Genomic DNA, 13,873 nt, shown 5'->3' on the forward strand with positions numbered 1-13,873 from the left:
TTTATTATTTGAAATATTGTAGTGCAAAAACTGATTTTAGATAATTGTCGAGCGCGTCCAGCGCATCCATTTCCGTCTGTATGGCATCCCTAATAATTTGGGTGAATGCGGCATAATCCACGGCACCTTCCTTATAGGCTAATAACGCACCCTGTCGCTGTTCCTCGGCAAGCGGTAAGGCCTTGTCCTTATAGAATCGCCAGGATGCTTCCCATTTTTGATACGCTTGTACAGCTTGTCGATATTCCGATTGCAGTTGGCGTTTGGTAAAGTCCGCATTGGCTTTTGCAATTTCACTTTGGATTTTGGCTGCCTTGGCCTGACTGCGTTCTGTACCGAGAAAACAATGGAAGGGATATTCCTGCCTGATAAGTGTAGAATCCGTTACTGCCATTCACCCGTTGCAATCCGCCCTGAAGGTTGAGATTGGGCAACAAATCGGAACGTTCAGCTTGGTAGCTGGATTGGGCTTCCTCAATCCGCTTTCGCGAAAGTTCCAGTTCTGGATGGGTTTCTATGGTTGATGGAATTCCCAGTACTGCCATTTCATTTTCATCAAGGGTGTCGGGAACAGTATAGAACGTGTCGGAAACCAACCAAAGATTAAGCTTCTGTAGGGCAATGGCATAGTCACTTTCGGCCTGTTGAAGTTTATTGTTGATTTGTAATGCCTGATTGGTTGCCGATGAATATTCCAAACGTGAAATGGCCTCTACCTCGTAATTCAGTTCAATCGCCTTTTCAAATTGCGAGTAGATGGAATCCAGTTCACGATACAGTTCAAATTTCTGCCGTTGCTGATAGGCCTGTGACCAAGCTTTTTTGACTTCCTGTTCCACTTGCAATGCGGTAAAGTCAAGTGCGGTTTCCGCCAAGGCGATACGCTGTTTTTGCAACCGCTTCTTCGCACCGATACCGAACAGGTTGATATTCTGTTGAACCACGCCAACAAGGGTATAAATGCCCTGACCATCAGAAACTTCCTCACCACCGGTAAACACTTGGGTATTCCCTAAATCATAGGCCGTACCTTTTAGGGCGTTCTGCTTTTGAATTTCCAGTTGTTTTGTTTTCAATAGCGGATAGTTTTCTTTGGATATTTCTACCGCTTGTTCCAATGAAACAACAGGTAATGTATCGTTCTGCCGAACTTGTTGCGCTTCCGCTTTCGCGAAAGCAAAAAAGAAACAGACCACCGCAGAAGCGGTTACGATTTTCGGATTGACCTTTATCTTGCGTTCCGAACGTCTTTCTACCCATTGATAGAAAATGGGAAGAATGAATAGAGTCAACAAGGTGGATGTAATCAATCCACCGATAACGACCGTTGCCAACGGTCGCTGAACTTCTGCCCCTGCCGATGCGGAAATTGCCATTGGCAGAAACCCAAGGATATCGGTAAAGGCCGTGAGCATAATGGGGCGTACCCTTCTTTTTGTTCCTTCAACGATTCGCTCTTTTAGGTTTATAACGCCTTCCTCTTTCAGTTCGTTGAATCCGCTAATCATTACCAATCCGTTCAGTACGGCAACCCCAAAAAGCACGATAAAGCCAACCCCTGCGGAAATACTAAAGGGCATATCCCTAAGCCGGAGAGCGAACACGCCACCAATAGTCGCCATCGGTATGGCCGGATAAATCATCAACGTCTGCGGAAAGGATTTTAATGCAAAATATATCAGGATGAATATGAGTAATAGCGCAATAGGAACCACGGTCTGCAATCGGTCGCTGGCCCTTTCCAGATTTTCAAAGGCACCACCATAGCGGATAAAATAACCTGGGGGTAAATCGAGGTTTGCATCCAGCTTGTCCCTTATCTCATTGACCAGCGATTCCACATCGCGACCACGTACATTAACGCCTACATAGGTTCTGCGATTGGTATTGTCCCTGCTTATCTGCATCGGTCCCGGTGTGTATTCGATGGCCGCCAGTTCGTGAAGTGGAATTTGTGAACCGTTCGGTAGATTGATATAGAGATTACGGATATCGTTGATATCGCTTCGGTTCTGCTCATCGAGCCTTACCACCAAATCAAAACGCTTTTCACCTTCAAAAATGACCCCTGCGTACCCACCTGCAAAAGCGGATTGCACCATCATATTGAGTTGGTCGATGCTTACGCCGTATTGGGCCAGTTTGTTTCGATTGTACTTTATCGTCATCTGCGGTAAGCCCGATGTGGCTTCTGCCCGCATATCGCCTATACCTTCAGTACCTGCGATGATTTTGGTAATCTCGTCCGCTTTGGACGCAAGTACATCGATATCCTCACCGTATATCTTAATGGCAATATCCTCACGGATGCCTTCCAATAGTTCATTGAACCGCATTTCGATGGGTTGCGTAAATTCATAATTGACACCAGGGATAATGCTCACCGCATCCTTCATCTTGTCAATAAGTTCATCCTTGGATTCGGCAGAAACCCATTCGTCCTGCGGTTTCAGGATTACGAATACATCGGCAAAGTCCATAGGCATTGGGTCGGTAGGCACTTCCGCAACACCGATACGGCTAACTATTTTTTCCACTTCGGGAAATTCGGCCTTTACGATGCGTTCTATTTTTGTGGTGGTCTCGATGGTCTCGCTCAATGAGCTTCCGGGTTTCAAAATAGCGTGGAAAGCAATATCGCCCTCGTCCAATTGCGGTATGAACTCACCGCCCATTTTAGTGAACGTGAAGATAGCCACGGCAAAGATGGCCACCGCAATACTAACGACCCATTTTCCTTTTTCCAAGGCATTTAACAATAGGGGCTCATACTTGCGTTGTACCCAATGTACAAAACGGTCGCCCCACGATTTCTTTTCCTTTTTTGGCGGTTTCAGGAATAATGCGGACATCATCGGCACATAGGTCAGACATAAAACCATTGCACCAATCATCGCAAAGATGAACGTAAGTGCCATAGGCTGGAACATCTTGCCCTCGACACCTTCCAATGCCAAGATGGGTAGGAAAACGATAAGGATTATCAGCTGTCCGAAGAAGGCTGCGTTCATCATTTTTTTGGATGCATCGGCTGCAATTTCGTCACGGTCTTTCTTATCCAAAGATTTCTTTTTAAGCACATAACTGGCCATAAGAAATACACTCGCTTCCACGATAATGACCGCCCCATCTACGATAATACCAAAGTCGATTGCACCCAAGCTCATCAGGTTCGCCCATACGTCAAAAACATTCATTAGGATAAAGGCAAACAATAGGGATAGGGGAATGGTCGATGCCACAATCAGTCCGCCACGCCAGTTCCCCAAAAGAAAGACGAGTACAAAAATCACGATGAGCGCGCCTTCCGGAAGATTGTTGCGTACCGTGCCCGTTGTCTCACTTATGAGTTTACTTCTATCCAACAAGGGTTCGATGACCACGCCTTCGGGAAGTGATTTCCGGATTTCCGCCATCCTATCCTTAACGCGGACAATGACCTCGTTTGAGTTTACGCCTTTGAGCATCATCACCAGTCCACCGACGACCTCGCCTTCGCCATCCTGCGTTAATGCCCCATAGCGAACGGCGGAACTGAAGCGTACATCGGCCACATCGTTTACGGTGATGGGCACACCATTTTCATTTTTAATAACGATTTTCTTGATGTCATTGAGGTTGCGTACCAAACCTTCACCCCGAATGAAGTTGGCCTGGTGGTTCTTTTCGATGTAGGCACCACCCGTATTCCTATTGTTTGCTTCCAAAGCTTTAAATACATCGGTAATGGTAAGCCCGATAGCCTTCAATTCGTTGGGGTCAACGGCCACTTCATATTGTTTAATCTTTCCACCTATCGCATTGATTTCAACGACGCCAGGCACCATCGCCATTTGTCGTTGTACAATCCAATCCTGCATCGTGCGCAAGTCGGCAAGGGAATACTCGTCCTGAAACTCAGGCTTGACCTTTAAGGTGTATTGGTACACTTCGCCCAAACCAGTTGTAATAGGTCCCATCGATGGCTGGCCCAATTCCTCCGGAATTTGCTCGCGTACCTCAGTCAGTTTTTCGGAAACGAGCTGGCGTGGCAAAAAGGTTCCCATATCATCGTCAAAAACTACCGTTACCACCGATAGCCCGAATCGGGAAATCGAACGGATTTCCTTGACATCGGGAAGGTTGCTCATCGCCACTTCCACGGGATAGGTTACGAACTGTTCGATATCCTCTGTACCCGGATTGGGCGATTGCGTGATGACCTGTACCTGGTTGTTGGTTATATCCGGCACAGCATCTATGGGAACTTGGGTCATACTGTAGATACCGGCACCGATGAGTGCCAGTGTAAGCAGACCGATAATAAATTTGTTATTGATTGAAAAATCAATGATTCTGTTAATCATAGATTTAGGTGTTAATTCAGTTAAAAATGAAATTGTGCTTTCCCTTCGACTGCGCTTTGGACAGGCGCGCAAGGCAAATACACCATTTGAAGTTTCCTAAAGCTGAAAACTTCAAAACTGGATATAGTAATCCTGTAAAACTGAATTAAACCTGCGGGGGCTGAAAGAGAGAGAAAGTAATATCCTTACCGATACTGTCGAAGTGGGAAAAGTTATCCTGTGGAATGGTCGCTTGAAGCGGTTCGAAGTTAGCAATACCAAAGTGTATCGTGTGAACGTGACAGCAGTGGCACTGGCAGAACGGTGAGCAAAGTTCGCAATCGTCACCGTGGTCACCATCAAAATCAACTACTGAAACGGTTTGGGAATCGTCGGCGACATCACCAACATCGCTACAAGGCACCACATTGAGCGCCAAGAAGTAAATCGATAATATGATTGCCAAAACTTTCACGATGCAAAGATAACAGAATTTCGGTGCAACAGGGTTGCAAAGTCCTATTTCAACGAATCAATCACACTACCGCACGTTAACATTGCATCACCATAATAAGGATTACGGATTTCTTCTTCGGTGCTCAACCAAACCGCACCTTTATTGTTGTTTGCCATTGGGCATTTTTGAACGTATAGGGGGTTGTCAATGCTTTCGAGATTCATTGCTATTGCAACCAAATTTTCATTGAGAATGACGAAATGACTACGTTGGTTTTCTAAATTAGAATTACTTGCAATGGCATCCAGCATTTCAATACTTTTGGATAGATGGGTTTTGAGCATTTTGTCCAAATCTTTTTGTGATATCACCTTCATTTTTTCGGAAGATACTTTCGCAAAATCGGAAACTTTTTCTGCATTACTCGCTACCAAAGCATCTTTGAGTTCAAGGTATGACGGCAAAGCCTTCACAAACTGTTCTTGAAAAGAAGTTGAAAGTGACATTTCCATCGCCATCATTTCTTTCTCTTCTTCAGTACTTTGATTCATCATCGATTTCTTCCCCTGCAATTGCGCAGCTGCATCTACGGTAAAAGTGCCATTGGTCACAATCTCATCGCCATTTTTTAAACCGGATGTAACCGTAAACATATCGCCATTGCGATTGCCAAGAGTAACTTCCCGCATTTCAAAAACAGGTTCGTTGGCGTTGGTTTTGATGTACACCAAAGACCGTTCACCCGTCCACATCACAGCACTTGCAGGTATGGTCAGGTTTGATTCCGTATTTACCGTTGTTCCTTCTACTTTGCCAGTTACGAACATTCCGGGTTTTAGCATTCCATCGCTATTTTTGAGATTGGCCCGAACGGTTACGGTGCGGGTTTGGGTATTCAGAACAGGGTCTATAAATGAGACCGTTGCATCAAATTCCTTATTTGGATAAGCATTTGTCGTTACTGAAATTTTCTGCCCTTTTTTAAACTCTGAAATCTGGTTTTCGTAGGCATCAAATTCCGCCCATACAGAGTTTAGGTTACTCACCTTTACAATGGGCTGTCCCTGTTTTACATAGTCGCCTTCGGCAGCCATTTTTTCTGAAACCGTTCCGGATACGGTCGCATAAATCGGAAAGTTCTCTTTGACCTTGCCGGATTCCTCTATGCTATTGATTTGGGCTTCCGAGAGTTTCCAAAGTTTCAGTTTGTTGCGTACCGCCTTGTATAGTGAGGGTTGCGATTCTTTTAGCGAAGCCGCAGTAATCAATTCTTGCTGAGCAGCTATCAGATTAGGTGCATAAATGGTTGCCAACAATTGCCCTTTTTGTACTTCCTGACCTTCAAAATTGACGTTGAGCCGTTCAATTCTACCATCGAAATAACTGGCCTGCACCGCATTTTCTTCCTCGTTCATCTTGATTTTTCCCGAAAGGGAAATCATATTCTCATCATCTACAGAAGCATTTCCCACGATGGATGTTTGGATGTCCGCCAATGCCATCGCATTTTTGGTCATCTTTATTTCGTTCATTGCAAGTCCATCAGCACCTGATTCCGCAGGAATTAAATCCATTCCGCAAATGGGACAATCACCTGGTTCGGGTTGCATAATCTGGGGTGCATCGAGCAGGTCCACATTTGACCTTCCGCTTCTGTGGAATGGTCGTGCTTATCTGTCATAGATTCTTCCGATGAGCCACCGAAAATGAGCCAACCACCAAGCAGTCCGACAACGACTGCAATAGCGATATATATGAAATTCTTGTTCATAGCTATTTATTTTTCGTTCTGTAATCGTTCAATCATTTCTTTCATTTCGGCAATTTCCCTGCGCTGTGCCTTGATGATTTCTTCTGCCAGTTTCTTCACCTCCGGGTCTTTGATGTCCGCTCGTTCACTGGTCAATATAGCGATGGAATGATGCGGTATCATTGCTTTCATCCATAGTACGTCACCTACTGTGGATTTTTGGTCGCGAACCAAAAACAATGCCCCAAAAAACAAGACCAAACTACCTAAAAGAATGGCAATATTCTTTTTCTTGTCGGTGTACATCTTCCGCATAAAAAACCACATAATGACTGCCATTGCTGCTATGCCCGGACAGACCATATAGAAGCGCGTTAGGCTGAACCATACGTGGTCGAGTTCATAGGTGTTGAGATACATTGTGATGTACATTGCTACAAATGAGCAAGCCAGCATCATAAAAAATGTTCTGTATTTTCCTTTGTTTGCGTGTTTTGAATGTTCCATAGTTTTTGAATTTTTGGTGTTATTTGTTTCTCTTTTTTATTTTTCTGATTGTTGGTGAACTGATATACCATAACAAAAACCCGCTCAATACGGTAATCAATCCAAGTAGGGAAAAGGCACGTAGTACGGTTGTATTGAAATCGTCGCGACCTTCATAATCCATCGTATGGGTCATCCATAGAAAGTCGAACCAACGCCAATCCCGATGACGTAGCGTTTGGAATGCGCCATCTTTTTCGGAAACGTAGGCCTTGATGTTTTTAGGTGTTTCATAGCTGATGACATAGGCCGGAAGCGGTCTGCCACGATACTCGCTATGGCTGCCTACTTGCTCGATGCGCTCGATTCCTTTTACTTGAAGTTCCGGCAACATATTCCGTTCAGCGATTTTCAGAGCTTCACTTTCTGAGATTACTTTCTTTACTTTGCCTGTCTTGGCATCAAAGAGCTGTTTGTCATTAATCCAGTAAAAGGGTTTACCACCGATTTCCCGAAGTTCTACCGAGACTATTGCTTCTTCAAGATTCACTTCGGATGGACTTATCAAACTTGTAAAAGCAGATGCCTTTACTGGGTCTTGCCGAAATTGGTCACCGTGTATTTCGTCAATGTCTGTCCAACTAAAATACATCCCACTTATCGTCCACATCAAGAACTGGATGCCCAAGAAGATGCCCAAATAGCGGTGTACCTTTCTAATTTTTATCGCTGTTTTTCTTTTTACCATATAACTTAATCAATGTTTGAACCTTTAAGCCTAAGCGAATTGGCTATGACCGAAACCGAACTGAAACTCATCGCCAAAGCAGCTATCATTGGTGATAGTAAAATCCCAAAAAATGGATAGAGCAATCCCGCAGCAATGGGTATTCCCAAGGTGTTGTATATCATCGCAAAAAACAGATTCTGCTTAATGTTTCGCATTACCACATCGCTTAAATTTCTTGCCTTGACAATACCGTGTAGGTCGCCTTTGACCAAAGTAATGGCAGCACTTTCTATGGCCACATCAGTACCCGTTCCCATTGCGATGCCTACATCGCTTTTTGCCAAAGCAGGTGCATCATTGATACCGTCACCTGCCATCGCCACGACTTTTCCATTTTCTTGTAGTTTTTCAACTTCCTGCAATTTGTTTTCGGGAAGCATTCCCGCTTGAAAATCTGCAAGATTGAGTTCGTTGGCCACTGCCTGAGCTGTATCGTGGTTGTCGCCCGTGAGCATAATCACATCGATTCCCTTGTCCTGTAATTCCTTGATGGCCTTGGCACTCGTTTTCTTAATTTTATCACCAATTACTACATAACCGACAAGGTTTCCATCAATCGCGAGATAGGAAACGGTTTTGCCCTGCTTTTGGAAGAATTGGGCTTTTTCTTCCATTTCTTTGGAAAGCGTCGCCTTTGCATATTCCATCATTTTGGCATTTCCTAAAGCCACCTTTTTACCGTTTACATTACCTTCAACACCTTTACCGGTTACGGCATTGAACCCGTCGGCTTTTAAGAAATCAGCTTTTTGTTCTTTGCCGTATTTGATGGTGGCTTCCGCAAGGGGATGCTCACTTTGATTATTCAGGGAAACAATGTATTGCAGTACTTCGCTATCGCTGAAACCGTTATCAAAAGACCCCATTTTTTCCACCGTGGGTTTTCCTTCGGTAATCGTTCCCGTTTTATCCACGATAAGGGTATCTACCTTATCCATTTTTTCAAGTGCCTCTGCATTCTTGATGAGCACCCCATTTTGTGCACCCTTACCCACACCGACCATCACGGACATCGGTGTTGCCAATCCCAATGCACAGGGACAGGCGATAATCAAAACGGCAATGGCATTGACCAAGGCATACACATAAGCTGGTTCAGTCCCCAAATTGCCCAAATCCCAAAAGTGATTACGGCGATGATGACCACGATGGGCACAAAGTAACCTGAAACGGTATCGGCCAGTTTTTGGATAGGCGCACGGCTACGACTGGCATCATTGACCATTTGGATGATTTGTGAAAGCAAAGTGTCGGAACCTACCTTTTCCGCTTTCATAAGGAAAGACTGGTTGCCGTTGATAGTTCCGCTACTGACTTTATCATCGGTTGACTTGTTGACTGGAATGGGTTCGCCCGTTATCATCGATTCATCGATGGATGTTTCGCCTTCGGTGATAACACCATCAACGGGAATTTTATCGCCCGGTTTTACCCGAAGAATATCGCCCAATTCAATTTGGTCGATGGCCACTTCCTGTTCCTCACCATCCACGACTTTAACTGCCTTATTTGGCGCCAGTTTTAAAAGTTCCTTGACCGCGGAATTTGTCTTGCTATGGGCTCGGGCTTCCAATAGTTGGCCAAGTAAAACTAACGTGAGAATGACCGTGGCCGCTTCAAAATACACGTGTACGGTGCCCGCTTCGGTCTTGAACTGGTCCGGGAAAAAGTCCGGCATCAGCATCCCGAATACACTAAACAACCAAGCTACACCAGCACCGATGCCAATGAGCGTGAACATATTGAGGTTCCACGTTTTTATGCTTCGATAAGCACGCTCGAAGAACATCCAAGTGGCATAGAACACCACGGGTAGGGAAAGTGCAAACTGAATCCAGTTCCAGTATTTCAGTTCCAAAATATCGTATAGCGGATTGTTGCTGACCATTTCGGACATCGCAATGATGAAAATAGGCAGTGTAAAGGCCGTGGCTATCCAGAACTTTTTGAGCAGTTTTTTATAGGTTTTTTCCTCTGCGGACAAATCGGCTTCATCGGTACCAAGTCCATCCCACAAATGGGGCAGCTTCCCGGTTCATCCTTTACAATTTCAGGATGCATTGGGCACGTCCATTGTTCGCTGCGGGAACTGGCGGAAAAGCTTTGCTCTTCCACCAAATCCATTCCACAGACAGGGCAATCGCCTGGCTTGTCATAAGTATTATCGCCTTCACAGTGCATCGGGCAGTAGAACGTTCCGGTTCCCTTGCCTTTTGGTTTTTGCTTTTTCGCTTTCGTACTTCGACTATGCTCAGTATTAACTTTAGCCGAATCATCCTTGTGATGATGTTTGCCGATTTGTGAATGCTATACGAACCACCATCTTGCTTTAGAGCTTCCTGAAATGATTCGATAGGAATATGCGATTCCATTTCAATGACCGCTTCAGATTTTTCCAAATCGACCAATACATCAATTACACCGTCCACTTTAGAGAGCGTTTTCTCGACGTGGGTTCTGCAACCGTTACAGGTCATTCCGTGTATGTGATAGGTGTGTTTCATTACTTTACTAATTTGTGTCTGTTACGGAAAGGGTTACTACGAACCATCATACTACCCTTCCCGCAGCAGGACTTTATTCCAAGCTATCTTTTAGTTTATTCATATAGTCAATTACTGCTGTTTTGTTCGCCTCAGAAAAAATTGCATCCCGATGAATTAGCGTGTAACTATCCAAAGGCATTTCCCCATCCTCGATCTGGTTTATGATAGACCGTAATTTGCTATTTTTCCTTCGGTCGGAAAGGTTGCCCCATTCGTTGAAATTCAGCTCTGCCTTTCCTTCTTTGATATGATGTTCCAAGTACCAAGAAGAGGGTTGTACCTTGCTGTACCAAGGATAATCGGTATTATTGCTATGGCAATCATAGCAGGAAACCTGCAACGATTGTTCTACCGTTGCAGGTACATTGTTCACGAGCATAAAATCGGTTTGTGGTACGGTTTCACTCTGGTTATAGTCCACAGGAAAAAACTGGATGACCACAAAGGCAACCAATGCTATCCACGCTATGATTTTTACTATTTTCACTTAGTTGATTTCACGTTGCACCTTACCACATTTTAGCATTTGGGCACCGAAATAGGGGTTTCTGATTTCTTCATTCATACTTAGCCAAGCACCGCCTTTATTGTTATCGTACATTGGGCAGTACTGCTCATAAATGGTCATTGAAGTTCCCGTTATCGCCACCATATCGGTCATATCCTTGCTAAGCGTTTTAAAATGCTCGCGTTGGTGGGCTATATCGCTCTCGCCAATATGCTCGGCGTGTTCGGTGGCATCCTCAATGATATCGTTTAGTTCGTTCTGCTCGCTGTCCGAGTAGCTCGATGCATCAAAGGATTTGAGCGATTGTGCCAAGGTGTTGCCCAGTTCCTTTGCTTTGGAATTGTCATCGTTGACCAAAGCGTCCTTCAAGTTGAAATAGTCCTTCAATATCGCTTCTGCCTTGGCATCTTGGCTGTTATCCATAGCCATATCTTCCTTTATCATCCATCTTTTCTTGATGTATTTCATTGCTCATTGGCTTGGCGGGTTCGTTCTTATTTCCGTCCTTGCAGGAAACTGTTACCATCACTACGGTAGCAAGTGCCATTGTACCTATCGTTCTCTTTACTGTTTTCATTTTGTGTTTGTTTTAAATTGTTACTTTGTTAAAATCGGGCTAAAAGACCGCCACCCCAGCCATATCGGTTATTGTAATTTGCTTGTATTGAAAAATTTCGGGATAGGATATAAGAGGTTCCCACCAACCATTGCGTTTCGCCCTGATAGGATGTATCGCCTATATCGTTCACCCAACCAAAGTCTGCCCGGTATTCGTATTCCCCTTCAAGGAAAAAGCGTGGAAAAAGCAACAGTTCCCTATCGAGACGTATCCTTGGGCGCAGTTGATGGTCTACACTCACATCTACATTAAATCGGTAAGGCGTAAAGTATTTTACACCAATTAGACCTACTGTATTAAAGGTGTCATACGAGTCGGGTGTAGAAGTTTCGGTATTTACTCCTACATAGAGGCGCACCCAATCATTGAGATACCTATTATAGTTTACTTCGGCTTCAAGGTTTTTGTTATAATCGAACTCTGCTCTTAAACCAAATTCATTCCGAATATTGCTTGACATCAGAAATAGTTCATTAAAGTTTGAGCCTGCACGCAACAATCCCCAAGAATAGTAATGGTCTGTTTCGTCAATCAGTTTTTGAACGGGAAAGTTTTTCATCCTTTCATCCCTTGGGGTATCATAGCTGAATACGCGAGCCATACCGCCCATCATATGGTACAGGATGTGGCAGTGAAAGAACCAATCGCCATACTCCTCGTTATAGAACTCGATAACCACTTTCTGCATCGGTGGCACATTGACGGTGTGTTTCAACGGCGAGCGCTCACCATTTTCATTGATTACCCTAAAATAATGCCCGTGAAGGTGCATCGGGTGGTGCATCATCGTTAGGTTGTTAAGGGTAATGCGGGTTACTTCACCACCCCTGATTTTAATCTTATCCGTTTCTGAAAGTGGCACACCGTTAATACTCCACACATAGCGTTGCATATTTCCGGTCAGGTTTAATAGAATGTCGTTTACGGGCAAATCAGCCTTGTAGGTGGTATTTTCCTTCGCTTTTAAGAAATCATAGTTGAAATAGGTTTTACGGGTATCGTAATCAAAAGAGGAAGTGTCTTTTTGCATCATAGGCATATCGTGCCCCATATGGCCTCCCATCATATGCGAAGGTTCGGTAGATTTCATTGGCATTGAATCTTTTTTCATTCCTGCCATACCGTCCATCTTTTTATCCATCTTCATTTGCTTATGGTCGTCCATCTTCATATTGTCGCCCATTTCGCCTTTATTCATTGACATTTTGTCTTGCATTCCCATATTCATCTGGCCATCTTTCATATCCATTTTCATCCCGTAATTTTCCTTCAAAAACTCGGGTGTTTTTTTCTTTTTGTTACCCACCATTGCAGGGGCGCCCATCTTCATATCCATTTTGGCCATTTGTTTCATCATTGCAACCTTGTCCGGTCTCTCAATTCTTTTTGCTGGATACAGGCTTCCCTGTCCCAAGCGCAACGAGGTGCTACCGAGAACCGTCTTGAGCGGTGGCGGTAACTTCCAAAGTACCTTCAGGGATGGTTACGATAACATCATAGGTTTCGGCAATACCAAAAAGGAAACGGCTTTTAGGTACAGGTTCCACATCAATACCATCGCCCGCAACGACCATAGGGTTGCCACCGCCAAAATCCATCCAGTAATAGGTAGAGGCGGATGCATTGATAAAGCGAAGCCGTACTTTTTCGCCTGTTTTGAATTCGGGATACTCGGCCAATGATTTTCCATTGGTCAGAAATGCCGGATAATAGATGTCGGCTATATCTGCTCCTTCCATACGGTCTCTCCAAAATTTCAGTTGTGCACCAAATGCGCCTTCCTTGATAACCCTGCCCAAAGGAACCGCCGTACCTTTTTTGACCTGATACCACTCGTTACCTCTTTTAAGGTTTCTCAAAACATTCATAGGATTTTCGTTGGTCCAATCAGAGAGTACCACAACCAAATCCTTGTCATATTCCGTAGTTTTTTCTTTTGGGTGAATAATAATAGACCCATAAACACCGCTTTGCTCCTGTAGCATCGTGTGGGAATGGTACCAGTAGGTGCCTGATTGGTTGATTGGGATTCTGTATTGAAAAGTTGTTCCTGGTTTAATAGGTGGCGTGGTCAAATAGGGAACGCCATCGTAAAAATTGGGTAATATCAACCCGTGCCAATGTACAGAGGTTTCCACATCCATTTTATTGGTAACATTGATAATGGCGAGGTCGCCCTCGGTGAATTCCAAGACTGATCCAGGAATACTACCATTGATGGTCATTCCTTTTGCTGTTACACCAGCGAGCGTCATTTCATTTTCTTCAATGGTTAAGTTATACTCCTTGACAGGTCTACCTTCTTCATTTCTGTCCGCACCGTTTGTGCCTACTTGGGCAAATACAGTAGAAGAAAACAGCAATAGGGTGGTGATTTGTAATATTTTCATTT

4 protein-coding genes and 5 pseudogenes are annotated in these 13,873 nt (G+C 44.2%); all 9 read right to left on the reverse strand.

All coding sequences use genetic code 11. The annotated features are described in order from the left end of the window. Positions 1–4 precede the first annotated feature (4 nt). A pseudogene (locus NYZ99_RS01995) lies at positions 5–4,346 on the reverse strand (CusA/CzcA family heavy metal efflux RND transporter). A 145-nt stretch (positions 4,347–4,491) separates the two neighbouring features. After that, complete coding sequence (locus tag NYZ99_RS21020) at positions 4,492–4,800, reverse strand: DUF6660 family protein (protein WP_338039241.1); 309 nt, start codon at positions 4,798–4,800, stop codon at positions 4,492–4,494. A gap of 44 nt (positions 4,801–4,844) precedes the next feature. Then, positions 4,845–6,553: pseudogene (locus NYZ99_RS02000) on the reverse strand (efflux RND transporter periplasmic adaptor subunit). 6 nt (positions 6,554–6,559) lie between these two features. Beyond that, positions 6,560–7,039, reverse strand: a complete 480-nt coding sequence (locus NYZ99_RS02005) for a DUF305 domain-containing protein (RefSeq protein ID WP_260573240.1) — start codon at positions 7,037–7,039, stop codon at positions 6,560–6,562. 19 nt (positions 7,040–7,058) lie between these two features. Continuing rightward, positions 7,059–7,766: a PepSY domain-containing protein gene (locus NYZ99_RS02010; RefSeq protein ID WP_138257801.1), complete on the reverse strand. Its 708-nt coding sequence runs from the start codon at positions 7,764–7,766 to the stop codon at positions 7,059–7,061. A gap of 5 nt (positions 7,767–7,771) precedes the next feature. After that, positions 7,772–10,312 (reverse strand): annotated as a pseudogene (locus NYZ99_RS02015) (heavy metal translocating P-type ATPase). 73 nt (positions 10,313–10,385) lie between these two features. Then, positions 10,386–10,841 (reverse strand): heme-binding domain-containing protein, encoded by a 456-nt coding sequence (locus NYZ99_RS02020; RefSeq protein WP_138257799.1) that lies wholly within the window; start codon positions 10,839–10,841, stop codon positions 10,386–10,388. After that, positions 10,842–11,439, reverse strand: a pseudogene (locus NYZ99_RS02025) (DUF3347 domain-containing protein). It abuts the gene before it with no gap. A 28-nt stretch (positions 11,440–11,467) separates the two neighbouring features. Then, a pseudogene (locus NYZ99_RS02030) lies at positions 11,468–13,871 on the reverse strand (multicopper oxidase domain-containing protein). Positions 13,872–13,873 lie beyond the last annotated feature (2 nt).

Source organism: Maribacter litopenaei, assembly GCF_025244665.1.
In the GTDB taxonomy this organism is placed as follows: Bacteria; Bacteroidota; Bacteroidia; order Flavobacteriales; family Flavobacteriaceae; genus Maribacter; species Maribacter litopenaei.

Bases quoted from the DNA above. Each gene is read 5' to 3' on its own strand.
- NYZ99_RS02010 (WP_138257801.1), bottom strand. From the start codon at position 7,766: ATGGTAAAAAGAAAAACAGCGATAAAAATTAGAAAGGTACACCGCTAT.
- NYZ99_RS02005 (WP_260573240.1), bottom strand. From the start codon at position 7,039: ATGGAACATTCAAAACACGCAAACAAAGGAAAATACAGAACATTTTTT.